The organism is Chryseobacterium sp. 2987, from assembly GCF_031456375.1.
GTDB lineage: Bacteria > Bacteroidota > Bacteroidia > Flavobacteriales > Weeksellaceae > Chryseobacterium > Chryseobacterium vaccae.
Genome location: NZ_JAVDUN010000016.1, coordinates 1 through 22,813 on the forward strand (window position 1 = coordinate 1; position 22,813 = coordinate 22,813).

General features: G+C 35.0%; 27 protein-coding genes. 6 read left to right on the forward strand and 21 right to left on the reverse strand.

Annotated features, from left to right (window positions below):
- Window positions 1-117 precede the first annotated feature (117 nt).
- Window positions 118-249: a hypothetical protein gene (locus J2Y40_RS23655; RefSeq protein WP_262486736.1), complete on the reverse strand. Its 132-nt coding sequence runs from the start codon at window positions 247-249 to the stop codon at window positions 118-120.
- A gap of 237 nt (window positions 250-486) precedes the next feature.
- On the opposite strand from J2Y40_RS23655, the gene J2Y40_RS23660 reads away from it, so the two are divergent.
- The 3 genes from J2Y40_RS23660 to J2Y40_RS23670 are packed head-to-tail and all read left to right on the forward strand — an operon-like array spanning window position 487 to window position 5,371.
- On the forward strand, window positions 487-3,474 hold the full coding sequence (locus J2Y40_RS23660) for a lantibiotic dehydratase (protein WP_310001757.1): 2,988 nt from the start codon (window positions 487-489) through the stop codon (window positions 3,472-3,474).
- Window positions 3,475-3,478: 4 nt separating this feature from the next.
- Window positions 3,479-4,645, forward strand: a complete 1,167-nt coding sequence (locus J2Y40_RS23665; RefSeq protein WP_231128838.1) for a sensor histidine kinase — start codon at window positions 3,479-3,481, stop codon at window positions 4,643-4,645.
- Complete coding sequence (locus J2Y40_RS23670) at window positions 4,646-5,371, forward strand: LytTR family DNA-binding domain-containing protein (protein ID WP_153400071.1); 726 nt, start codon at window positions 4,646-4,648, stop codon at window positions 5,369-5,371. It begins immediately after the preceding gene.
- Here J2Y40_RS23670 and J2Y40_RS23675 read toward each other — a convergent pair.
- Window positions 5,352-5,681: a hypothetical protein gene (locus tag J2Y40_RS23675; protein ID WP_153400069.1), complete on the reverse strand. Its 330-nt coding sequence runs from the start codon at window positions 5,679-5,681 to the stop codon at window positions 5,352-5,354. The two genes, J2Y40_RS23670 and J2Y40_RS23675, sit on opposite strands and share 20 nt — an antisense overlap.
- Before the next feature lie 53 nt (window positions 5,682-5,734).
- Window positions 5,735-5,860, reverse strand: coding sequence for a hypothetical protein (locus J2Y40_RS23680; RefSeq protein ID WP_262885805.1), 126 nt, complete (start codon window positions 5,858-5,860; stop codon window positions 5,735-5,737).
- Between the two features lie 476 nt (window positions 5,861-6,336).
- Between J2Y40_RS23680 and J2Y40_RS23685 the strand changes: the two genes are divergently transcribed.
- The 3 genes from J2Y40_RS23685 (at window position 6,337) to J2Y40_RS23695 (ending at window position 8,604) form a co-directional block, all read left to right on the forward strand.
- The gene (locus J2Y40_RS23685; protein WP_153400067.1) at window positions 6,337-6,924 is read left to right on the forward strand and encodes a ParA family protein; all 588 of its coding nucleotides are present in this window, start codon (window positions 6,337-6,339) and stop codon (window positions 6,922-6,924) included.
- A 44-nt stretch (window positions 6,925-6,968) separates the two neighbouring features.
- Window positions 6,969-7,217, forward strand: a complete 249-nt coding sequence (locus J2Y40_RS23690) for a hypothetical protein (protein WP_153400065.1) — start codon at window positions 6,969-6,971, stop codon at window positions 7,215-7,217.
- A gap of 457 nt (window positions 7,218-7,674) precedes the next feature.
- Entirely contained in the window at window positions 7,675-8,604 is a 930-nt protein-coding gene (locus J2Y40_RS23695; protein ID WP_310001763.1) for a replication initiation protein, read from the forward strand.
- Window positions 8,605-8,751: 147 nt separating this feature from the next.
- Here the strand turns inward: J2Y40_RS23695 and J2Y40_RS23700 are convergent, their stop codons facing one another.
- The 18 genes from J2Y40_RS23700 to J2Y40_RS23785 form a co-directional block, all read right to left on the reverse strand.
- Window positions 8,752-11,412 carry an outer membrane beta-barrel protein gene (locus tag J2Y40_RS23700; protein ID WP_231128836.1) on the reverse strand — a complete coding sequence of 887 codons (2,661 nt, stop codon included), beginning with the start codon at window positions 11,410-11,412 and terminating at the stop codon, window positions 8,752-8,754.
- A 41-nt stretch (window positions 11,413-11,453) separates the two neighbouring features.
- Window positions 11,454-12,491 carry a hypothetical protein gene (locus J2Y40_RS23705; protein WP_310001765.1) on the reverse strand — a complete coding sequence of 346 codons (1,038 nt, stop codon included), beginning with the start codon at window positions 12,489-12,491 and terminating at the stop codon, window positions 11,454-11,456.
- On the reverse strand, window positions 12,488-13,258 hold the full coding sequence (locus tag J2Y40_RS23710) for a hypothetical protein (protein ID WP_310001767.1): 771 nt from the start codon (window positions 13,256-13,258) through the stop codon (window positions 12,488-12,490). Before J2Y40_RS23710 ends, J2Y40_RS23705 begins: the two co-directional genes overlap by 4 nt.
- Window positions 13,236-13,466: a hypothetical protein gene (locus J2Y40_RS23715; RefSeq protein ID WP_153400095.1), complete on the reverse strand. Its 231-nt coding sequence runs from the start codon at window positions 13,464-13,466 to the stop codon at window positions 13,236-13,238. The genes J2Y40_RS23710 and J2Y40_RS23715 overlap by 23 nt, the downstream gene beginning before the upstream one ends.
- Window positions 13,456-14,421, reverse strand: a complete 966-nt coding sequence (locus J2Y40_RS23720; protein WP_153400093.1) for a hypothetical protein — start codon at window positions 14,419-14,421, stop codon at window positions 13,456-13,458. Before J2Y40_RS23720 ends, J2Y40_RS23715 begins: the two co-directional genes overlap by 11 nt.
- On the reverse strand, window positions 14,418-15,581 hold the full coding sequence (locus tag J2Y40_RS23725) for a hypothetical protein (protein WP_310001770.1): 1,164 nt from the start codon (window positions 15,579-15,581) through the stop codon (window positions 14,418-14,420). The genes J2Y40_RS23720 and J2Y40_RS23725 overlap by 4 nt, the downstream gene beginning before the upstream one ends.
- Window positions 15,578-15,997 carry a thioesterase family protein gene (locus J2Y40_RS23730; RefSeq protein WP_153400089.1) on the reverse strand — a complete coding sequence of 140 codons (420 nt, stop codon included), beginning with the start codon at window positions 15,995-15,997 and terminating at the stop codon, window positions 15,578-15,580. Before J2Y40_RS23730 ends, J2Y40_RS23725 begins: the two co-directional genes overlap by 4 nt.
- Window positions 15,966-17,219: a beta-ketoacyl-[acyl-carrier-protein] synthase family protein gene (locus J2Y40_RS23735; protein ID WP_153400087.1), complete on the reverse strand. Its 1,254-nt coding sequence runs from the start codon at window positions 17,217-17,219 to the stop codon at window positions 15,966-15,968. Before J2Y40_RS23735 ends, J2Y40_RS23730 begins: the two co-directional genes overlap by 32 nt.
- Window positions 17,201-17,473, reverse strand: a complete 273-nt coding sequence (locus tag J2Y40_RS23740; RefSeq protein ID WP_062703447.1) for an acyl carrier protein — start codon at window positions 17,471-17,473, stop codon at window positions 17,201-17,203. The genes J2Y40_RS23735 and J2Y40_RS23740 overlap by 19 nt, the downstream gene beginning before the upstream one ends.
- 22 nt (window positions 17,474-17,495) lie before the next feature.
- Window positions 17,496-18,230, reverse strand: coding sequence for an SDR family oxidoreductase (locus tag J2Y40_RS23745; RefSeq protein WP_153400085.1), 735 nt, complete (start codon window positions 18,228-18,230; stop codon window positions 17,496-17,498).
- Entirely contained in the window at window positions 18,227-19,189 is a 963-nt protein-coding gene (locus J2Y40_RS23750; protein WP_153400083.1) for a hypothetical protein, read from the reverse strand. Before J2Y40_RS23750 ends, J2Y40_RS23745 begins: the two co-directional genes overlap by 4 nt.
- Window positions 19,190-19,192: 3 nt before the next feature.
- The gene (gene fabZ, locus J2Y40_RS23755) at window positions 19,193-19,609 is read right to left on the reverse strand and encodes a 3-hydroxyacyl-ACP dehydratase FabZ (RefSeq protein ID WP_153400081.1); all 417 of its coding nucleotides are present in this window, start codon (window positions 19,607-19,609) and stop codon (window positions 19,193-19,195) included.
- 39 nt (window positions 19,610-19,648) lie between these two features.
- Window positions 19,649-20,122 (reverse strand): 4'-phosphopantetheinyl transferase superfamily protein, encoded by a 474-nt coding sequence (locus J2Y40_RS23760; RefSeq protein WP_153400079.1) that lies wholly within the window; start codon window positions 20,120-20,122, stop codon window positions 19,649-19,651.
- A gap of 2 nt (window positions 20,123-20,124) precedes the next feature.
- Complete coding sequence (locus J2Y40_RS23765; RefSeq protein ID WP_310001776.1) at window positions 20,125-20,889, reverse strand: GLPGLI family protein; 765 nt, start codon at window positions 20,887-20,889, stop codon at window positions 20,125-20,127.
- On the reverse strand, window positions 20,886-21,947 hold the full coding sequence (locus J2Y40_RS23770; protein ID WP_310001778.1) for a hypothetical protein: 1,062 nt from the start codon (window positions 21,945-21,947) through the stop codon (window positions 20,886-20,888). The genes J2Y40_RS23765 and J2Y40_RS23770 overlap by 4 nt, the downstream gene beginning before the upstream one ends.
- A gap of 338 nt (window positions 21,948-22,285) precedes the next feature.
- Window positions 22,286-22,417 carry a hypothetical protein gene (locus J2Y40_RS23775; protein ID WP_262885806.1) on the reverse strand — a complete coding sequence of 44 codons (132 nt, stop codon included), beginning with the start codon at window positions 22,415-22,417 and terminating at the stop codon, window positions 22,286-22,288.
- A gap of 52 nt (window positions 22,418-22,469) precedes the next feature.
- Complete coding sequence (locus J2Y40_RS23780) at window positions 22,470-22,601, reverse strand: hypothetical protein (RefSeq protein WP_262885806.1); 132 nt, start codon at window positions 22,599-22,601, stop codon at window positions 22,470-22,472.
- A gap of 52 nt (window positions 22,602-22,653) precedes the next feature.
- On the reverse strand, window positions 22,654-22,785 hold the full coding sequence (locus J2Y40_RS23785; RefSeq protein WP_262885806.1) for a hypothetical protein: 132 nt from the start codon (window positions 22,783-22,785) through the stop codon (window positions 22,654-22,656).
- Window positions 22,786-22,813 lie beyond the last annotated feature (28 nt).

The window sequence follows — 22,813 nt, forward strand, 5'->3', positions numbered from 1 at the left end:
GTCTTTCTTCTAGTTTTACAGTTTTTAATGCTTCTGTTAAAGATTGGTTGTCAAATTTGTTGCTCATAATGTTTGTTTTTAATTGTTGTTAAATTGTTTTGTTGTTGATTGGGGTGATTAAGAATCGAAAGATACGCTGATTGCATCTGCAGCTTCTGAAGCAGCCGGGTTAATCATTTCTTGTCTTTCTTCTAATCTTACAGTCTTTAAAGCTTCAGTCAAAGACTTCTTGTCAAATTTGTTGTTCATAATGTTTGTTTTTAATTGTTAATTTATTTTTTTGTTGTTGGTTAATAAAACTGGCTTTTTACACGTGTGCTTTAATTTTATGTTTCAAAAGTATGTCACTTTTATACGGAATGAAATTGTTTTCGATCAAACATGCTTTTTCTGGGATAAAAACCTATTTTTATAGGATAATCATTATTATAAAAGATCAAAGTTTAGGGTACTGATAATTAAAATACCCTTCAGAAGCCGGGAATTATGAAATATGAGACATACAATAGGTATATATTAAGAAAGCCTTTATATTCTTATGATATACTATTTAATAACAGGGAAACCAGGGATATAGAAGATGTGGTAGACAGCCTGATACAAGATGATACGTTCATCACCTCCATCTATTGGAGTTCTCCGGATCTATATCACACCATCATCCAGTATCGGGAGAAGACGCTTAAACCAGACAGAATTCCCAAGCTCATCCATACCCTAAAGAAATATGCCATCCGATCCAGCACCAGGTGTACCCCTTATGGAACCATGGCCGGTATTGCTCTGAAGCATCTGGGACAGGATGATCAGGAAGAAACGATACTTCCCTCCAGGAAAACCAGGATTGATATGGATTTTTTAAGAGAATTCAAATCTCACATTGAAAACAATGAAAAGATCCGGAAAAACCTGAAATATAAAGTCAATAATACCCTGTTTAAAACCTCCGGGCAGTATAGGTACCAGGAATTCACCAACCATAACGGGGAAGAAAAATGCCAGATGATATCATTGGATTTCAATGAATATCTTGAACGTATTTCCGAATTTTCCCAATATACCAGCTATGATGATATCAAAAAACAGCTGCTTCCGGACTTTAGCCATGATGAAATCTCAGATTTTCTGGAAGAGCTGATTGATATTCAGTTTTTGGTAAGTGAAATTCAGCTCACCCTCACAGAAGACAATATTCAGAATATTAAAAATATCGTCCAAAGGCTGATTAAAAATGATATTGCCGAAGCAGGAGTCTATTTATTCATTCTTAACAAAATAGAGCACTGTATAGCCTTATTAGATGGTACAGCACTGGATTACCTGCCTGTTTCTGAAATAAATGAACTTAAATACGCCGTTAAAGAACTGGGAATTGATAAAACCCACTTTTTCCATGTGGACCTCAATCATTCCCCTGAAGGTAAAATTGAACTGGATGAAAAAACCCGCCGCAATATATATACTTCAGTGGCCATACTTCACAAATTTGGTTCTGCCAACCCTCTGCATAAAGATCTGAAAACCTTTAAAAGTACTTTCACTACCCGATACGAGTCACGGGAAGTTCCCCTTATGGAAGTGTTAGACTCTGAATCTGGCATCGGATTTCCGGCAGCATCCAAAATAGGCAGCCTCCATGTAAATCCTCTCATAGAAGGTCTTGCAGCTAAAAATAAAGACGATAAAAAGGCTGCCCGGAGTTCCAATACCGATTTTATTTTAGATTTAATTGAAAAAGGAGGAAACCAGGCCGTTCATTTAGAACATTCCGATTTAGGAATAATAGAAGAAAATCCTGTCAGCCATCAAAACTTCAGCATTATAGGATCTCCTGTCCAGGGAAGCTTCTTCTTACAAAGTGTAGGAAACTCCGGAGCTAATTCTATTCTGGGAAGACTTTCTTTATTCAATCCGGAAATAGAAACGCTCTGCAGGGACATACACCACAATGAACAGGAGAAAAATCCTGATATCATACTCGCTGAAGTCATCTACATTCCCGAAAAGAGAGTCGCCAATATTGCCAGGAGGCCTAAGTTCTCAGCATATGAAATTCCCATTTTTGCAGGCAGCAGCAGTGAAGATACCCATCAGATCCTGTTAAGTGATCTTTTGATCTCAATAGAAAAAGAAGAAATTATTTTAAGATCCAGAAGACTCAATAAAAGAGTCATTCCCCGCCTCTCTAATGCTCACAATTTTCATAAAAGTGAAAATATTTATTATAAATTCCTGTGTGCCTTACAATCTCAGGGGCAGGATAATATTCATCTGGATATCAACTATTCTAAAACCAAAAAAAGATTTGTTCCGCGCATAGCCTATAAAAATATTATCCTGCACCGTGCCTGCTGGCTGCTGCATGAAAGTGATATTATCCTCATTAAAAACGCTGCCGATCCCCTCGCTGAGCTAAAAAAGTTTTTCAAAACGTGGAATGTCTCCAAATATGTTGTATTGGTTCAGGGAGATAATGAGCTCTTCTTAGATACTTCCAATGACACGTATTTGTCTTTACTTATTGACGAATTAAAAAATAATAAAATGCTGCAGCTGGCGGAATGGCTGCTTCCTGTTGATGGTGAAAAGAATTATAACCAGCAGATTATTCTTCCATTGGAAAATAAGAATTTTAAAAACCCGGTTTCTTCATTTCGCAGGGAGTCATCAGCTCTACAAAGAAGCTTTGCACCAGGGAGCGAATGGCTGTATTTAAAAATATACTGCAGCTCTGCTCTTTCAGATCATATTTTGTCTGAAGTTCTGAAACCTATTTTGGATGAGCTGATAAAAGATAACATCATCAGGTCTGCATTTTATATCTTATATACCGATCCTCATTATCATATCAGATTTAGAGTCAATTTAATCAATACCGGTTTATATTCGGAGGTTCTTCAAAGAGTCTACACCGCATTAAATCCATACCTTCAGCAGGAAACAATATGGAACCTGCAGATAGACTCTTACCACAGGGAAATTGAACGGTATTTTCCAGAATACATGGAGGCCACCGAAGCAGCCTTTTATTACGACAGCCTGCTGGTTTTAAGCTTATTGTCTCACGATCATTTTACCCACTTTGAAGACATCCGGTTATTTTCCTCTGTAAAAAATGTAGATCACTGGCTTTCTTTATTCAATTTTTCGTTACAGGAAAAATTAGATTTCTGTAAGTCTATGGAAAGTGTATTTTTGCAGGAATTTTCTGCAGAATTAAAATCTCATATCAATTTAAAATATAGGATTTTAAAGGAAGATCTGCATTCGTTCTTTACAAGTTCTCATTTTGAAGAAGAATTTAATATTCGAAATAAGAACCTAAGGAACTTAAAGCTCTGCAGAGAAAATCTATCCAGTTATATTCATATGAGTGTTAATCGATGGTTTTCTTCAGAGCAGAGAGCATTGGAACTGATGACCTATTCATTTGCGTCCAGGTATTATAGTAGAATTTTAAGCCAAACAAGGTAATGATATGCAGACATCCTATAAAAGTATGACTCCGTTTCTGGAAAAAATTGCGCAATTCAATTTTGAGAAACTCTATAACCCTGTCAACAGAATTTTATGCCATACTTTTGTGTGGATATTCTTTTCTTCGTTCCTTTTTCTAAACTATTGGCTGGAGCTGAAAATTTCTTTTAAATCCAGTCTTTTATTAACCGGGCGGGGAACCATTAATAATATGGTTGTCTTTTACATATTCTTTTATATCATTGTTCCCCAAATATTTAAAAGCAGAACCTGGGGAATCCTTCTGATCATCATCAGTCTTCCTTTTTCTATTTATACCTGGCTCACCATCAATCATCTTCAATTCAGGTTTTTAAATTATATGAATATTGATATCCTGGATGGGCCGCTCAAGAATATTATCAGCAGGAATGCAGCCATGCCCTTTAAACAGGCGCTGTCCTTCAAGAATGTTTTTGGAAGTGCCATCCTGGTTATTTATTCATTTTCGCCGCCTTTCTTTGTCAAAATCCTGTTTGATATTGCAAGACTTTTTAACCGGACCATCTATTTTCAGAAACAGACTTCCGAATTGGAGCTTCAGAATCTTAATATTGAAAAAGATTTTCTAAAAGCCCAGCTCAATCCGCATTTTCTTTTTAATACCCTCAATAATTTATATGGATTGGTTGTAAAAAAGGATCCTAATGCCCCGGAGGTCATCATTAATATCTCAGATTTAATGGCCTATACTTTATATGAATCTAATACTGAGAAAGTTTCCCTTCAAAAAGAATTGGATTTTATCCAGAATTATTTTTCACTGGAAAGAATGCGCTACTCTTCTGATAAAAAAATTGATTTAAATATTACGGTTGAAGATTCTATCCAGAATGTATTAATTGCTCCCTTACTCTGCTTTACGTTCATAGAAAACGCATTTAAATATGGTTTACAGACAGCCAGTGATAATTTTTTAGAAATAAATATCCATATTGTGAATAATATTTTTTATTTTTCCATTGAAAATAATAAGGAGAAAAATTTTATAAAAAACACGGTTTTAGGCGGAATTGGCGTGAAGAATGTTGAAAAAAGATTAAACCTCATATATCCCAACAATCATAAACTGATAATCGACGACAGAGAAACAAGCTTCTTTGTTTCCTTGTCTATAAACTTGACATAGATGGATGATAAATTACGGTGCATCGTGATAGATGACGAACCAATTGGGAAAGAATTAATTGTAGATTTTGTAAAAACGGTCCCTTTTCTGGACCTTCAGGCTTCTTATGATGATCCTATGGATGCTTTAGCCTACCTTCAATCCAATGAAGTAGACATTATTTTTAGTGATATCCAAATGCCTAAAATTAATGGAATTGATTTAATAAACTCTCTTACCAACCGGCCTTCCGTTATTTTTATAACGGCCCACAGGGATTTTGCTTTAGAAGGTTTTGAAAACGGAGTGGTAGATTACCTTGTTAAGCCCGTTGCTTACAGCCGTTTCCTGAAAGCGGTCAACAGAGCGAAAGAAAGAATACAGGCTACTCCAAAAGCGGAACCAGCTCCTGCTCCTAAAGATAAAAATCCTGTTGTTGATCGTATCTTTATTAAAGTGAACGGAAAGCTGGTCAAAGTTATTCTGGATGATATCCTGTATGTTGAAGCGCTGGGTGATTATTTAAAAATTGTTACAGACTCAGAGTCTTTTACCACCTTAGCCACTTTAAAATCTATGGAAGATATATTGGTTCCTCCTACTTTTTTCAGAGTGCAGAGATCCTTTATTGTGAAACTGACTGTTATAAAATCTGTTTCAGGGAATGTTATAGAACTTAATAATGGGAAAGCCATCAGTATTGCAGTCACTAAAAAAGACGAGCTGTTTAATTTGCTGGGAATCTAGCCTGGCTTAATTCTATTACTCTTTCTATTTCCTCTATAAATTGGTTATGCTGAATGTTTTTATTTAAAACACCTATATTCAGCATTTGATCTTTGGTGAAAAATTCAGAGATAATATTTTTTGATAAAACGGAGGTCATTATAATGACAACACCTCCTTTATTGATGTAGTTTTTCAAATAAAGAACATCAATATTAACAGAGTCAATATCCCAGAATATAATCTGTTCATAATCGTCGGTATTATTCTTTTTTTCTTCGGTTACCAGGAAAAAAGGAGTTTTACTGATAAATTCTTTCAGTTTATACATGAGAATATCATTCTCTGATATTATTTTACAATTGATCCACATTATTTTTTTATTTAAAAAGATGAGCTGATAGAAATAGAAGTCTGATGAGTATCAAAATCATCCCCTGTAGAGAATTGATAATTTTTAATAACTCTTTTCTTGATTACTAATTTTGGATTCTGCGTCTTTGGATTCATGGTGTTTTGTTTTGGTGTTTTTATTAATTTCTATTCCAAAGGTCATTTATACAGGGTCCGAAAACAAAACAATTCGATGAAACTGGCAAATCCGTCGATAAGATATTTATTCCTTTCGATATGCTTTTTTTGCTCTTGCTGATTATCTGCTCAAAATTCCTCAGAATGCACCTTTGAACAGATCCGGACATTCATTTTTATTCTTGTAATACAATCCATAAATGAGGGCGTAATAATAAAATCAGAAGGTCAATATTCTGGCGAAAAATAATAGAGGTATATAGTATAGATGATGCATTGTATTAAGATTTTTAAAGACTGATTATTTTAAATATCCGGTCTTTATTTTTTAAAAGTATGTTTAGATCATTAAAAAAACATATTATAACTAATTGATAATCAAAATAAAACTCAATTTTATATAAATATATATTTATATAATTATATATTTATATATTTGTGTAATTATATAAGGTATGGCTAAAATTATATTAACAACCCATCAGAAAGGAGGGGTAGGAAAATCAACACTAACATTCAATCTTGCCGCTAATCTTAAGGAGAGTGCAAAAGTCTGTATTATTGATTTTGATGCCCAGGGCTCTTTATACCAAGTCCGGGATTTGTCTGATGTTCCTATTTTTCTTGAGGACCAGTTAAAAGAAATTCAGAATTCAGATTTTGATTTTATCTTCATAGATACGCCCCCTTATCTTTCTAATAAACTGCCGGAGCTTTGTGATCTTGCAGATGTCATTATTATTCCAACCAAAGCCGGGGTTCTGGATCTTCTAGCCATTAAAAGTACCATTGATATGATTGAACAGTCCGGAAACGAAGAAAAAGCAGTTATTGTTTTCAATATGGTGAAACCCAATACCACGCTTACGGATGAAATAAAAGATCAATTAAACGAATACAATGTTCGGGTTTCCAAAAATATGATGTCCGACCTGGTGGCGTTTTCCCGATCTGTTTTAATTAATGGAGTGGATAACAATAATAAAGCACAGAAGCAAATTGATGCTCTAACAAAAGAAGTTTTAACCATTGCAATCAAATAAATATATATTTATATATTTATATAATTATATAATTATATAAAAACATGGCAAAGCAAGATTTTACCGCGCTGATAGGCAAAGCAAAGCAATCACAGATTAAAACACCGGTACAAAAAGTGGTTCCGGTGAAAGAAAAAAAGGACGAAATTCTTTTTTCGCTCCATATTCCTGCAGAAAAATTAAAAACGTTGAGAGTACTCTCAGCAGAACAAAATATAAGCCTGAAAAAAATGATCAATAAGGCCATTGATGAAAAATATTTTAATAACGCCGATCAAAAACAGGATGGATAGACGGCTTCATTTCCGGGAAAAGATAGAGTTTATCTATCAATTTATTATGCATAGCATAACAACCCTGCCGGCCCAGAAATTTCTGAGTCTTTTTTGTTTTTCTTTTTTTTGTTTTCCTTTCACTCCGCAGATGACAAAATGACAGGTGAAAATTCGCGGAAACCCTGATTAAATAAATCTCTTTTTTAACAAACGTTATTTTTAAATATTTTAATACTTTAATACTTTATTATTTTAAGGCCTTGTAACCTCTTTAAAATCAATAAATTACAAACTTAAAAACGACCTTTTATAAGCTAAAAACGACTTTTTATAAGTTTAAAACGACTTTTTATAAGTTTAAAACGACTTTTTATAAGCTAAAAACGACTTTTTATAAGCAGGATTCGACATTTATATATGACAGATGTTTTTATATGTCGTTTTTGCTTATATTTGTCACTCTAAAATGATATTTATGGAACTACTTGATACAGGCACTGATGACAGACTGGTTTATCAGCATAATGTAATCACCTCCGGGAGATATGATTACTCTGCCTGCATGCTTGATATTCTCTTTATGGTTCTTTCCTGCCTGGAAAAGGAAAAACTGGAATACACGATTCATACTCACGATATAGAAGAAATAACGGGACGCAAATGGAACTATAAACAGCTGAGAGATGCAACGGCAGAAATAGGCAGCAGACTGTTTGAAATTGAAACGCCTGAAGTATACCGCCAGCTCTGGTTATTTGAATATGTAGATTATATGAAGGGCACAGGCTCTTTTAAGATCAAGATTAATGAAAGCGCCAAGCCTTATTTTTTTGATCTGAAAAATAATTTCACGGCATTGCAGCTGAAATCTGTTTTAAACTGTTCTTCCAAATATGCCAAGAGGTTGTACGCTATTGCCCGCCAATGGAGAAGCGTTGGAACTAAGCGTTTTGAAATCCAGGAATTAAAACAAATGCTTGGATTGATTGATAAAAAGGGAAATGAGCAGTTTGAAAGAATCAGTGATTTTAAAATTAAGGTTCTTGATATCGCCCGAAAGCAGATTTCAGAGAATACGGATATTGAGATTGATTATGAGCTTAAAAAAAGAGGTCGGGAGTTTTACTGGATTATCCTGCATATCAATTCTCAGAAGTTTAAACAGCTGGAGATTGATTTTGAAAAGCCCCTCAAGACTCAGAAATTCATCTCCAAATTGGTGATGTATGGTTTTAGCCAGGAACAGGCTGAACTGATTTCCGAAAAAGAGAAAGAAAAAGACTTTGATATCTTAATCACAGACCTGAACGAAAAGATAAGACAGAGAAAACTGAAGATAGAAAATTCTGCAGGCTATCTTATTGGTGTTTACCAGAAAAAAGGAATTCTGCCGGTAAAAAACTAACGGGATATCCTGTAATGATATCAACAAAAAAGCGCAGGGAAAAGAATCTGATCAGTGATTCTTTTCCCTTGCGCTAGAGAGAATATGCTTTATTGTTGGTGTACCGGTCTTTGGGCTGCGGAAAGAATGCAGAACCGATACTTTGGTTTAAAATTTATATCGGACATTCACCATGAAATATCTTCCTAATACATTTTTGGTTGTAGTTTCTACGTAAATATCATTAAATGCGTTGCTCACTACGGCTCCATTTCCCAGTAAGTTTCCTCCAATCAGGGTAACATATACTTTCTTGGCAATGTTGTATCGTAAAGAAGCGTTCAGTTCTTTGGCTTCATTTATTCTTTGTCCGTCACGGTTCTGAATACGGTAAGAGAAATCGGATTGAAGCAGTAATTTGCTATTGATAGACCATGATACATCCGCAAACGGTCTCCAGCCATCAAAATTCTGTTCCGTCAAAGATTTGAACTTGCTGAATGTTGCATTTAATCCGATGTTCAGTTCTAAGCTTTTCTTAATGGTAAACTGGTTATTCAAGGTATAGTTCTGGGTAAAACTATTGCTGTTAACCACCTGAACATCCGGGCTGTTTAATGTGTTGGTGAATGTATAATAATCTGAATAAGATAAGGTTCCTGATAAACGGGTATTCATCCATTTGGTGAACTTTTTCCCTATTCTGAACATTCCTGAGTATGATTTCTCCTCATAATCGGAATTGAAAAGGCTGTTAATCTGTGATACGGTATACGCATCCGGATTTGACGGGTCTGTTACTACTTTCTCGAATCTGGAGTTATTCTGAATACTTCTTTCACGGTGTACATAACTCAGATTGGCAAATACGTTGAAAAATGTAAATGAGTCAAAGTGATTGAAGTTTAATGAGGAAGTATGCGTTAATGCCTGTCTCAGGTTCTGGTTTCCGCTGAAAATAGAACGGTAGTTTTGAATGACATATGACTCCGTCAGATCTTTAGCATTAGGGAAGCTATACGCCTGATTATAGTTTAAAGTGATTTGGGTGGCGTTGCTGAATTTATAATTCAAAACAACATGGGGTAACACTTTAGCTTCATTAAAGCTTGTTTTTGTTCCGGTTCTAAATTTTGCTGTTTCATTAAAGAACGATACTCCGGCTCCCAGATCTGCCTGGAAATTGCCTAATTTTTTGGTAAAGGTAGCATCAGCAAATGTTTCATTATAATTAAAATCAGTATCGGAAACCGCGTTATTTTGGGTAATCAGATTGTCCTGATCGTAAATTTCATTTTTGAAGCCCTGAAAAGAGAAGTTCGTTCCGATCTTAAATTTCAGGTTGGTTGTATTATTAATCAACTGATTATAAACAGAGTATAACTGAAGGGTATTCGTGGTATACTCCTGATCTTGTCTTAAGATATAACGCCCATTGTTAGGGGTTAGGCTTCCCCAGGCGTTAAACATCTGTTCTTCTGCATTCATCAATAAATCTGGTGTTTCTTTCTGATATTGATGACGAAGATAAAATCCTATGTTGTTATCTCTCCCTACTTTCTGGATATAAGAAAGGGTTTGGGATAGATTATAATTTTCACGTTTTGTCTGGTTTTGGCTGAATCCTGTAAATTCATTATTCCTGAATCTGTTCACGCCCTGTTCTTCCTTGTTGTCTACATAGTTCAGGTTCAAACGGTATTTTACCTGTCCTCTGTCGCTTGGGGAATAATCTACCCGTAAGCGGGCCATCATGGATAATAGATTGTTTTTATTCTCCTGGTCATCTTCTTCTTTGTAGCTGTCGTTGAAGATTCTTTCAACTTTTGATTTGTATCGGATGTTATTGGTATTCACCAACCCGAATCCTGAAATTTTCATTTTCTTATTCGGTTCATATCCGAAATGGGCAGCGCCGTTGTAGGTTTCTACTTTAAACGCATTGATACTTGGTTCGAAATTCAAGGTATTGTTTCCTCCACGCAGTGAGTAGATGCTTCCTTCTGAATTGAATTCAGAGATTCCTCCGAAGAAATTGAAATAGTCATCTCTGTCAAATACCTGCTTTCCGTACGTATTAAAATCATTGATTAACGTCGCGTCTATTTTTTCAGAGAAGTAAAACACTTTGGCTTGTGCATCTGTATGTTTGTTAGCGTCTCCTCCTAGGGTTACGTTTCCGAAAGCAAGACTTTTCATATTTTCTTTCAGTTCAATATTTAAAGAGAACTGTTCGTCTTCCTGTAGTGAGGAAGCAAATGGATTGGCTTTGAATTTTGTATTCAGCTGGATTTTAGAAACGGCATCTGAAGGCAGGTTTTTGTTCAGTAATTTTTGGTTTCCACCCATTACTTCACGTCCTCCTACGGTAACCTGAGTCATTTCTTTTCCTTTGTATAAAAGCTTTCCGTTCTGTACTTCTACTCCCGGAAGCTTTTTCAAAAGGTCTTCCAAAACCACTTCATTTCCTGTTTTGAATGAGTTGGCGTTGAATTCCAGGGTATCACCTTTTACCTTAACGGCTTTTGCTGCCTTCACAAGCACTTCTTCTATGGAAGCTACGCGCTGGCCTTTTTTCAGCTTCACCTGGTAAAGGTTTTTATAGGTTGGATCCAGGCTTGCAGTATGGTTTTCGTAACCATTATGGCCGATCTCTATGGTGTATTTATTTTCGCAGTTCAGTTTTATTTCAAACTTTCCTTCAGCGTTGGTAGATACAGATCCTTCTGTTTTTCCGTTATTAAAAACAGATACAGAAGCGTCTGAAAGGGGAAGGCCTGATGCTTCCTCAAGAACCTGCCCCTTCAATATGCACTCTTGTGCACTCACTAAGTGACAGAAAAAAATTAAAAGTATTACTATTGTTTTTTTTAGCATATTATTCTCTCTTTTTTTAGAAAAGCAAAGCTGTCTTTGTTATTAAGAATTCTTACGATGGTCTGTTTGCTCAGCTTTGTCGTCTTCAGAATCATTAATAATATGTACAGGTGCTTATCTATAGCATATTGTTGGTTATTTAAACTATTGTAGATCGTATAAGTCTCTCCTTCTCTGTATACGGTGCAATAGTCTACATTCAGTTTGAATTTTCTTTGTAAAAAGCTTATTTTACTTTTGTCCTGGATTGAAAAATAAGTGTCCAGCTGATAGATCTGTTCCCATTGAACCGGATCTTCACAAACAGACTGCTCCAATATTTTATAGATCAGCTGGCAGCATCTGTTTGAGTAACTGTCAAATTCTTCTTCTCCATTCCTTTCTAAATCCTGGAATACATTCGTTTTGATCTTTCCTTCATCATTGTAATGAATCATAAGGGGGGCAATCTTGTAGTTGTATTTGTATGAAAACTTAAAGATGCTGTCCAGTATGTTTACATTTTTTTCAAGGAAAACGATTTCCTGTGATTTAGTAATGTCACTGCCTATATTGTTGATATCGATGAATAATAAAACATTAATGTTTTTTTTCAGGTTGTTGAGGATTTTCAGATAGCATCCCGGGTCCCTGCAATCGATGAATGAATGTTTGTAGAATTCATTGTTCAACTCTCCATTTCCATGGTCTTCTCTTACGATAATGCATTTTTTGCCTGCTTTATCCAGTAAGTACGGTATCAGTCTATACAGTCCATAGTGAAATGATATATAAATCTTAGCCTGATCAGAATCTCCTTCTATGCTGAAGTCGTTCAAATAGTCATAGATCTCTTCATTTGAATTTTTGTAGAAATATTCTACAAGCTTAAAATGATTAATATATTTATTGGCAATGACTTCGTGAGATAATGCCGGATTTATATATTTACTATAGTGTATGGTTTTCAGAAGTCTGGTTTTATTAACCTTTTCTCTGTTGATGGCCTGGTGAAAGGTCATCCGCTTATTCAATACAGTCAGGATACTCATGGCTCGGCAAATTCTGGTTTAAAGAAGATGTATGGTGATCCTTTCTTTCTGTTCTTAATCTCGAAGATTCTTTTTTCAAAGAATTTTTTATTGGTGATCAGAACATCTGTATCAGTATCCTTTTTGTTCATGAAGTAGAAGTGAACGTTTTTGTACTTCTTAATTCCTTCTTTTCCTTCATGCTCTATAAAGAAGCTGCATCTTTTTTCTATTCTTTCAGAGAACGTCATAAAGGTTTTCCTGCTGGTCTTAAGACGTTCAAAATCCAGAACAATATTCACTCCGTATAATGAAGATCTGTTGAGTTCCTGGATGGTTCTTGTTCCCAGGATTTCATCATCAAAATACTTTTCTATTCTTAATTCTATATATTTTGTATTGTTGGTATTAACAGCCTGTATAGAATTATAAAAGTCCGCATGGTCGGGAGAAATGGTGATCAGCTTAGAGTATTCTCTGTACGGTGCGTCTTTTCTGAGTTTCAGTTTAGGAAAATGGGTAACAGCGTCTGTTATAAATCCTAAATTCAATTCCTGCAGTCTTTCTATAAAAAGGACGATCTGCTCAAATTCTGCTTTGCATTTTGTATATATTTCGGCGATTGTGTTAACTCTCATGAGACTGATGATCTGGTTTATTCCTTTGGGTATCTGGAATACCAGGTCTCTGTTATTATCAAAAATAAGATCGAAATCTTCGCCTTTTATAATAAAATTGTGACTGTACAATAAAAAATGCTTATTCTTATTTTCCTTCAAAAAATTCATAAATATCTTCTATTTCTTCGGTTACTATTTTACTCTTCAAATGCAGGCTGTATACTTCTTCTTTGGAGAGAGGGTAAACATTCTCTCTTAGAGCATACTGATCTGATTGATGGATCAAACTTTTCCCAAAATACTGAGGGACATAATCTTTTTCTATTTCCGCGAGGAACGAGAAAAATAATGGAACTTTTGTGTAATCATTTATCATAATTAATTAGTTTTTCTGCCAATAATTTATCAACGCTATAGCTGCATTTCTCGGACTCGAAAACAAATTGACCTGAAGGATTTAGATCCACTAGATAGTATTCTTTATCTACCTTATTTTTTATAAGTTCTACGGTACAGAACTTGAGTTCCAGCTCTTCTAATAATCTTCTGAGATTATCTTCAACTTCTTTGCTAAGCTGATATGGAACCACACTGGAGTTAGATGAACTAATTATATTCTTTTTGTCTATATACTCATCTTTGGTGTTAATCAAAACTGAGGAATAAAAAAGACCGTCTAAAAAAATCGTTCTAACTTCATATTCTGCATCGATACACTCTTGAAAATAGGAGGTAAAAAAATGATCAGGAATATCCTTTAATGTAGGCTTTGTAATCAGTGTCGTTAATGATAAAAGGGTTTTGTCATTTTTATCATAGAAATACCTGACTTTATCGCTCGATTTTTTCGTTATAATCTTGTCATTACTTTTTTCCAGAAATAATTCAAGATCTTCTTTTGTACTTATAAAGGCCTGTTTAGGGGTTTTCACATTGTATCCGTTGGCCAGTTTCGAAAGCAGGGGTTTGTTTAATGCTCTGCTGTTAAATAAACCTATGCAGTTTTTTTCTTTAAGAAGATGAAGGATGTAGTTGACGATAACTTCAGATTCTGATTCTATTTCTTCTCTGATTTTAACGCTTTCTTCCCCTTTTACTTCTATGAAATTGGGTTTGTACGGAAACTTTCTGTACCAGACAGACTTTACTGTTTCGTTCAGATTGACTCCTTTAAAAAAAATGGTGTCATTCTCTATTTTGAAATCTTTACTTTTCTCAGTAAAAATATCATCGGGGGTTATTTTTATAAATTCGTGCTTATAAAAAATAAGCCAGTCCAGCACATAATTTATACTTGCATCGTAATTGGATGAACAAAGAACTAAAATCATTTTGCGTATTGTTTTAATTTCTTTTTCACCATTGGTATTAGATGAAATACCAATAAGAAAATGAGGATTAGACTTCTTTTAATAACAATCAAGAATTCCATTCTTTCTCCTTTCACTACGATATTGTAGTACATCCCGAGGGTATCAACAACCTTGTAAGCAATGAAGATTAATAAGGCTGTTCCGATCACTGAATAAGCATAGGTGTACACATACAGTGCGACATTGTCTTTAAACAGGTACTCCGGATGATGCTGTCCTTTCAGCAGATATTTGATGATCTCTTTTGATTTGGTATTCAGATTCCGAATTCCAAATAGGTCTGATACTACCCAATATCCGTCTGTTTTAAAGAAAGGGTTTATATTGAATATCATCAATCCTATATTTTGCAAAAGGATGTAGTAGATGTATTCTTTAATCGGCTTTTCTATATTCAGGAATAATGACCCCAGGAGCATCAGATGAATGATCATCTGGAAATATATTCCGCCTAAGCTGGTGGTTATTCTTTTATTTCTGTCCAGTCCCCATGTTTTGGTAACATCGGTATAAAAGACAGGAAATATCAGGAATATTCCCATGGATATGGATGAAGGCTTTGCACCGTAATATTTACTCGCAGATGAGTGTCCCAGTTCATGAAATACGCCTATTACAAAAAAGCACAGATACATCATCCACACGTGGTTTAAGCTGATGTTTGCTTTATGTACGTGCAAACTCCCTGAGAAAATAAATACTAAGGATGAAAAAAAAAGAACGCATAACGGGATTAATACTCCTCTTTTAAACAGGAATGATAATTTTCCTGATAAAATTTCTGTAGTTCTGGCGTTTAAAAGGTCAAACAACTTGTGTATGCTGTCTACCTGAACTTTATCCACCGTATTGGAAACCTCCTGTAAAAGTTCTTCTATTTTATTAACAATAAGCGATTTAAAGTTTTCAAAATTGATATCTTTAAAATCGAGGCTATCGTATATGTTTTTGATAGACATGCCTTCTTTCAAATGCTTGATAATTGAATAAAGGACACCAGATACTTCAAAACTCGTATTTTTATACAAAAGAACATTCAGTTCATCGTCTACGCTGTATAATTCTATTTCTTTTAAAAAAGTATATTGGCTGACGTTTAATAGGTTGTCATTTTTCATAGGCATTCGTATAATTTATGTTTTAGTCTTTCCGGATACCCGATTAAAGGTATTCCCGCTCTGGTTAATAAATGGACTGTCTTCGCTTTTGATAATACTTCATCCTGGGCATTGACAATCTGGTATTCGAATTTCAGTTTGGGAATCTTTGGCGCAAATGAGAGTTTTATTCTGATCATGATTTCTTCCTGGAATCTGATGCTCTTTAAATAATCGCATTCTAAACTGATAACAGGAAAATCAATCTTCATCTCTAAGAACTCTTCTTTGCTGATATGCAGTAAATCCTTTACCAGACGAAACCTTGCATTTTCAAAATACACCATGTATCTGGAGTGATGAACCACGCCCATGCTGTCTACATCAGAGTAATTTACATCCTGATTATACTGAAGCTCTTCTACTATATCCACCATCGTATGACCCAAATATTACAGAAGCACAATTTCCTCCGAACCCAAAAGAGTTACTCATAATGTATTTGAGCTCCGGCATTGGTTTAAGTTCTGTATTGACGTTATAATTTATTTCCCGATCTATTCTGTTGGAAAAGTTCGAATGCGGATGAATAGCCTGGTTCTTTAAAGTCAGCATGCATATGATGGCTTCTATAACTCCTGCGGTTCCCAGTGTGTGCCCGATTTTGGTTTTGGATGAATTGATAGGGGTATTGGGTAAATCATTTCCAAATACGCTTTCCAATGCATTCAGCTCCATAAGATCGTTGTACTTTGTACCGGTTCCGTGAATGTTTACATAGTCTATTTCTTTAAAGGAAAGGGAGGATTCTTTTAATGCTTTATTCATTGCGAACACAGCTCCGTTTCCTTCCGGATCCGGTTGTGTGATATGAAATGCATCATTGGAGATTCCTGAGCCCAATACTTTTCCGTATATAGGTGCTCCTCTTTTCTCTGCGGCATCTTCTCTTTCCAGGATAATGCATCCTGCACTTTCTCCCAGAAGCATTCCGTCTCTTTCTGCGTCCAATGATCTCAAGGTATCTTTAGACAAAGCTTTTAAGGCATTAAATCCGAACAAACTTATTTCTGATAAAGGATCAACCCCGCATACGATTACCATATCGCAGATCCCGTCTTTTATCATTTTAAATCCAACTTCTATGGCGTTTCCTCCTGCGCTGCACGCTGTAAGGGAAGAACATACCGGGCCTTTGGTTTTGTACTTATTCAGTACATCCTGAAGCAATAGAATGTTAGGGATATTTAAAACCTTTTCTTTCTTGTTATTTTTAGAAAATCTGTTCAGTGATTTTTTCACGATAAAGTTTTTACCTTGGGTGATATCACTTACCAGATCGCTGATTCCTCCAATAGAATTACTCAGGGAAACACCTACTTTTCTGTTGTTTTTAATAAGCTCTTTAGCTCTCGAGTTCTTAATAGCCTCGTCTACACTTTTCAGCAAAGAGATCGCTGCTCTGCTTCCTGTTTTAGTCTTGTTATTGTCTAAATCTTTGATGTAGGAAGATCTGTTGTTTCTTAGTTTACTACAGTCTATTTCATCAATAGGGTAGAATGTCTCTGAGTCTTTGTAGAAAAGATTCTGCTCAAACTCTTCAATATTCTTTCCAATAGAGCTATAACATCCTATTCCTGTTATTGCAACTCCAGACATAGCTTATTATTGATGTAGTTCGATAAAGATTCTACAGAAGTGAAAAGTTCAGTCATATTCTCACTATCCGAGAATTCAACATTAAACTCATCTGTAATTCCTACAGCGATTTCTAACGTGTCGATAGAATCTAATCCTAGTCCACCGTCTTTTTTGCTTAAGAATAAAGGGGTGTTGTCTTTAAAATCCTCAATATCAATTCTTAAATTTAATTTTTCAATGATAATTTCTTTAATTTGCTGTCTTGTTTCCATTGTTTTTATTTTTTATTTGTTGTTAAATATTTATACTTAATCCTCCGTCAATGACGATATTTTGCCCTGTGATGTAGGAAGATTCTTTGTCTTCTAATAAGAAATAGGCTAGTTTTGCGACCTCTCTTGCTCTTCCGAATCTGCGCATAGGAATTCTTTCCAGATATTCCAGATCGTTGGCCGTAGGTTTTTCAATAATTCCGGCTTCTATGAAACCTGGTGCAATACTGTTTACCCTGATGTTATATTTGGCCAGCTCTTTTGAGGCAATCTTCGTGATGGCATCCAGTCCTGCTTTGGAAGAACTATAGCAAGCCTGACCTATTAAACCATTGATTCCTGCTACGGAACTGATGTTTACAATGGTTCCTTTTTTGTTTTTAATCATATCTGTAGAGATATGTTTGATGATAGAGAAAGCCCCCGTAAGGTTGGTATCTATCACTTCTTTGAATTTATTATCCGGCATCAGAGGAATAAATGATCTGTAGTGGATTCCCACACAATTGATGCATTTTGTAATCCGTATTTCTTTTCCGGCGCCAAGTTCTTTAAGTGCATTTTTTATAGAGTTTGAATCGGTGATATCAAACTTAATTTTGATGTGATTTTCCTGATCTTTAATCAGTTCATCTATATTGTCGGAACTCCTATTATAATGCAAAATAAGGTGGTATCCTTTATCGATAAGGTATTTGGATATTTCCAGGCCGATTCCTCCGTTGGCACCCAATACCAGGCAGTATTCATTCATCATAGCTCAATTATATACGTGTTGATATTTCCTCCGAAAGACTCTACATTCACAAGGGCTCTTTTGGCTTCTCTGTTTTTCAGAAGGATAGATCCCAGGAATAAACAGATGCTGTCTTCTGCGCCCAAAGCACTTCCTATGATTTCTTTGTAGTAGATAATCTCTTTATTGCCTTTAATCAGCTCTCTTTCTATTTGCTTGGATTTGTTATCCTGGCAGAAAGAAACCACCAGATCAATATTCTCTAACTCAATATCTTTCAGGATGTTTTTATAAAACTTTCTGATCTCTTTTGAAGATATTTTATTGAAAAAATGAGTTTTTCCATAAGAAATATTAAAGAGCTTATCCTGGTTATTCTTTTCGTCTAAAGCCATTCCCAGAAGGCATGCCCCATCAGAAATTAATCTGTTTTTCTGGGTTACATAGCTTTTGATGTAGTCATTAATTTCATCTACTCCTCCACAAACAATGAATTCTTCGTTGCCTTCTTTAAGCTTATCCATGGCTAATAAAACAGGGCTGTAGCCGCCTATGGTATTATTATAGCCTTTGAACTGCTTATTCATCGTTAAAAGACCTGTAGCCGCATTCGGAACGGTATAAGGGAATAATAGAGGACTCGCTTTATCTTCTCCCTTTTCCATGGCTTTTGTGACAAAATCAATGGTTGTGGTGTATGAGTTATAAATGGTATTGATAATAATTCCCTTATTTTTAGCAGGAATATGATCACAATTATCAATATCGATATTCGCGTTGAACAGATACTTTGAAAATGAGTCTATTCTTCTGATTTCATTTTCTTCGTAAAAGCTTTCTAATCTAGGTTCTTCTATTGTAGCAGTTAAGACACCTTTTCTTTTTACTTCCAGGTTCTCCAGTATATTTTTTTCAAACTCTGCAGGAGAGTTTCCAAAATAATGAGAGATTCCTACGTGGGTTACGGTTATATTATTCATAGCTTATTTATCAAAAAAATACATTACTTCTCCTTTGGCAATTATTTTATCTTCAACCAATGCAGCAACTGACACTTTTGCGTACTGGCCTACTACCTTGTTTATGGTGGCTTCAATGTGAACACTGTCTCCCGGTCTTACGAAAGAGAGGAATTTGAATTCATTGATCTGAGCGATGTAGCCTCTGCTCGTTTTCTGATTGCTCAATAGAATTCCTCCTGCCTGAGAACAAGACTCTATCAGCAGAACTCCGGGGTATATCGGGTCATCTTCAAAATGTCCCCATAAATTGATATCTGAAGAGGTGATGTTCTTTACAGCCACTATTCTATCCTCGTCCATATATTTTACTCTGTCAACCAGTATAAAGCTATATCTGTGAGACAGTATCTGTCTGATGTCTTTTTGTTCTAAAACCATTTTATTTCTTATAAAAATGTTATACAATGATTATCAATGCTATGCTTCTAAAATCGTGATGTAAAAATGCTGGTATTTGAAAATTTGTATTTTACATCTGATGGATAGGTCATTGATCAATATTCTCTTTTGACTAATTGTTATTTTTTTGGGATGGATGTGTAAACCTGTTCCCAGCAGCTTCAAAAAACTTTCTTTGATCATCCACAGCAGTAGCGGAATGTTTTCATGTTCAGAAGCTTTCAGCATATCTTTCTCTTTCTGATTGAGAAAAAAATCATAGCTTTTAGGATTAATGACTCTCTCCGTCTCTATATCTATTCCTATAGGCTTTTTGCTCATTACGGAAACCTTCAGTGTGGAACTGTCTGAAGACGAGATAAAAAACTGATTATTGGGATCTATCTCTTTTCCGTATTTATTTCTTACAGTACATAAATTTCTTCTGTCTTCTTCCCTTATAAAGTGGGGCAGATGCGCTACAGAGTTTATTTTTGTAATGTTGAATTCCATGGCTAATCTTTATCTACCCCCGAAGACGCATATTCTCTCTGTCTGGCTTCGAATTTTTTCTTTTGTTCCTCGAATTCTACTTTAGAATAGTATTTCTTGGCTTTTGGCGCTGTAATTTCCAGAGGTTTATTGATGACCTCGATATGGGTTGCTGCCACAATCATTTTAATGTCTCCCACATAAAACTCTGATTTTACAATGAGCCCGGGTAATCCGCCTTGCTGGAAAGGCCCGTCTTTATATTGAATATCCGGAGCGTACCATACATGAAGGTCTATGGAATCTAATTTTCCTTTTGCTTCAATTGTTTTTAATCCCAGGATAGGTTCGGATTCTTCTTTAGCGATAATCCAGTTTATTTTAGGAAGGTTTTCCTTCACATAGAATATTTTATTGGCCAGATCATACCCTTTTGTATAGGTGTTTTTAGAAAAATCTTTCACATAGGGATATTTATCTCTTCTCTCTAACTCCTTCAGGATAAATGATGTCATAGACTGGGAGTTATCAATTTTGCCTTTATATTCAAAAACAGATGCGTTGTTATTAGCTTTCAAAGTATAATCTGCAAAAACGCCTTTTGATAATTCCTCCCGGAGGCTTGCCTCTACCTGAGATCTTACATTGGAAGGAACGGTTTTCAGCAGATCTTCCGGATTTACGTCTAACTGAACCTTATAATCTACATTTAAAAACTTCTCTTCTTTTTGCGAGTACATGGTTGCACTCAGGAATAATGATATGATGAGTAATGCTTTATTTTTCATGGTAATCTTTTTAGTGGGGTTAATGATTCCGATTTTTTAATTAAAACAGTGTACTGAATGAAGTTTAAAGTGTTTTCATCAGGACTATATGGCTTTATATTTTTTCCTAGTAAATTTCTGATGCTAATCAGCTTGGTATCTGATGAATAAGGACTGTTTGCATTATTTAGCTTGAACAGAGCTACTCTTTCCGAGTCTGATGATTGTATTAAATCATTAACTCCGTAGAGATAGAACAAAGGCCCGTTCAGATTGAACCAATTGCTTTTTTCATTGGGTACTTTTGGATAGCCTTCACCATCTGGCAGGTAAGTATAACTATCTATAGCGTACGTTGCTATGCTTATTACTTTAAGCTTTTTCTCCTTTAATCTGTAGGCGAATGGCTGGGTATCGCCGGACAGCTTGTCCTGTAAAATATGAGCGTGCCCGAATAAACCATAAAACCTGGCATTTTCTTTATTTTTTATCGTATCATATACCTTAGTGAAATTATGATACAGTATTGAATCTCTTCCGCTGGTTATTTCAGGATTAGGAACGTCTACGCCTATTACTTTTATTTTAGCCCCTTCATTTTGGGACAGGTTATAATTTCTGATGTTTCTCCACTTTTCATAGTATTCAATACTTGATTGTTGTGGTATATATTCAGCCAGCTCGCTGACTGTTTTTTTCAATAATGAAGGGTCTTCTTTTTCGTTTGAAAGGTACTTGTTCAGCTGAGCGGCTAGTTTTTCGCTCATTTCTGCAACATAGTATGTTACCCCGTATTTTTTGTTTAAATAGAAAAGGAACTGTTCATCTAACTCCTGAACGTCTTTTACTCCATGGTTCTCTCCCAGCAGGTAGAAATCCGCTTTTTCTATATTTAAATCTATGTTTCCTATTTTTTGTAAAGAGGAGATATCTGTTTTATTCTTTTTAAGATAATCTGTGTACTCTTTTTTTGATTTTATAAAATTCCTGTTGAAAATTCCTATTGAAATTGAAAACATAACAAGTAGAAGTATCAGAATTCCTAAAATTTTCATTGCTTTTTTCCATATTTTTTTCATACTCGGTGAAGGGTATTTTATGATTGGTATATATCCCTCTTCTTTATTTCAAGGCACTGGTTAAGCAGCTCCTTTTTTAAAAAAGAAATTATTGGTGGGTTTTTAAGAGGGTGTTGATATGGTTCTGACGGGCAGGTGTTTCATAAATCAACCTGCATTTTATTAATGAAAGCTATTGGTAAGCGTTCATTAGGCTATGTTCTAGCTTGAATTTTCATGGTTTTTATAAATTAGTCTGGTCTTTGTGGCATCCACAAAACACTAATTTATTTTTAGTATATAGAGGAGAAATATTCCATCCTCCTCTATATAATAGGTAGAATATTCTAAGTTTCTTCTTAAGAATCGAAAGATACGCTGATTGCATCTGCAGCTTCTGAAGCAGCTGGATTAATCATTTCTTGTCTTTCTTCTAGTTTTACAGTTTTTAAAGCTTCTGTTAAAGATTGGTTGTCAAATTTGTTGCTCATAATGTTTGTTTTTAATTGTTGTTAAATTATTGTATTGTTAATTGGGTGTTGATTAAGAATCGAAAGATACGCTGATTGCATCTGCAGCTTCTGAAGCAGCCGGGTTAATCATTTCTTGTCTTTCTTCTAGTTTTACAGTTTTTAATGCTTCTGTTAAAGATTGGTTGTCAAATTTGTTGCTCATAATGTTTGTTTTTAATTGTTGTTAAATTATTGTATTGTTAATGGGGTGTTGATTAAGAATCGAAAGATACGCTGATTGCATCTGCAGCTTCTGAAGCAGCCGGGTTAATCATTTCTTGTCTTTCTTCTAGTTTTACAGTTTTTAATGCTTCTGTTAAAGATTGGTTGTCAAATTTGTTGCTCATAATGTTTGTTTTTAATTGTTGTTAAATT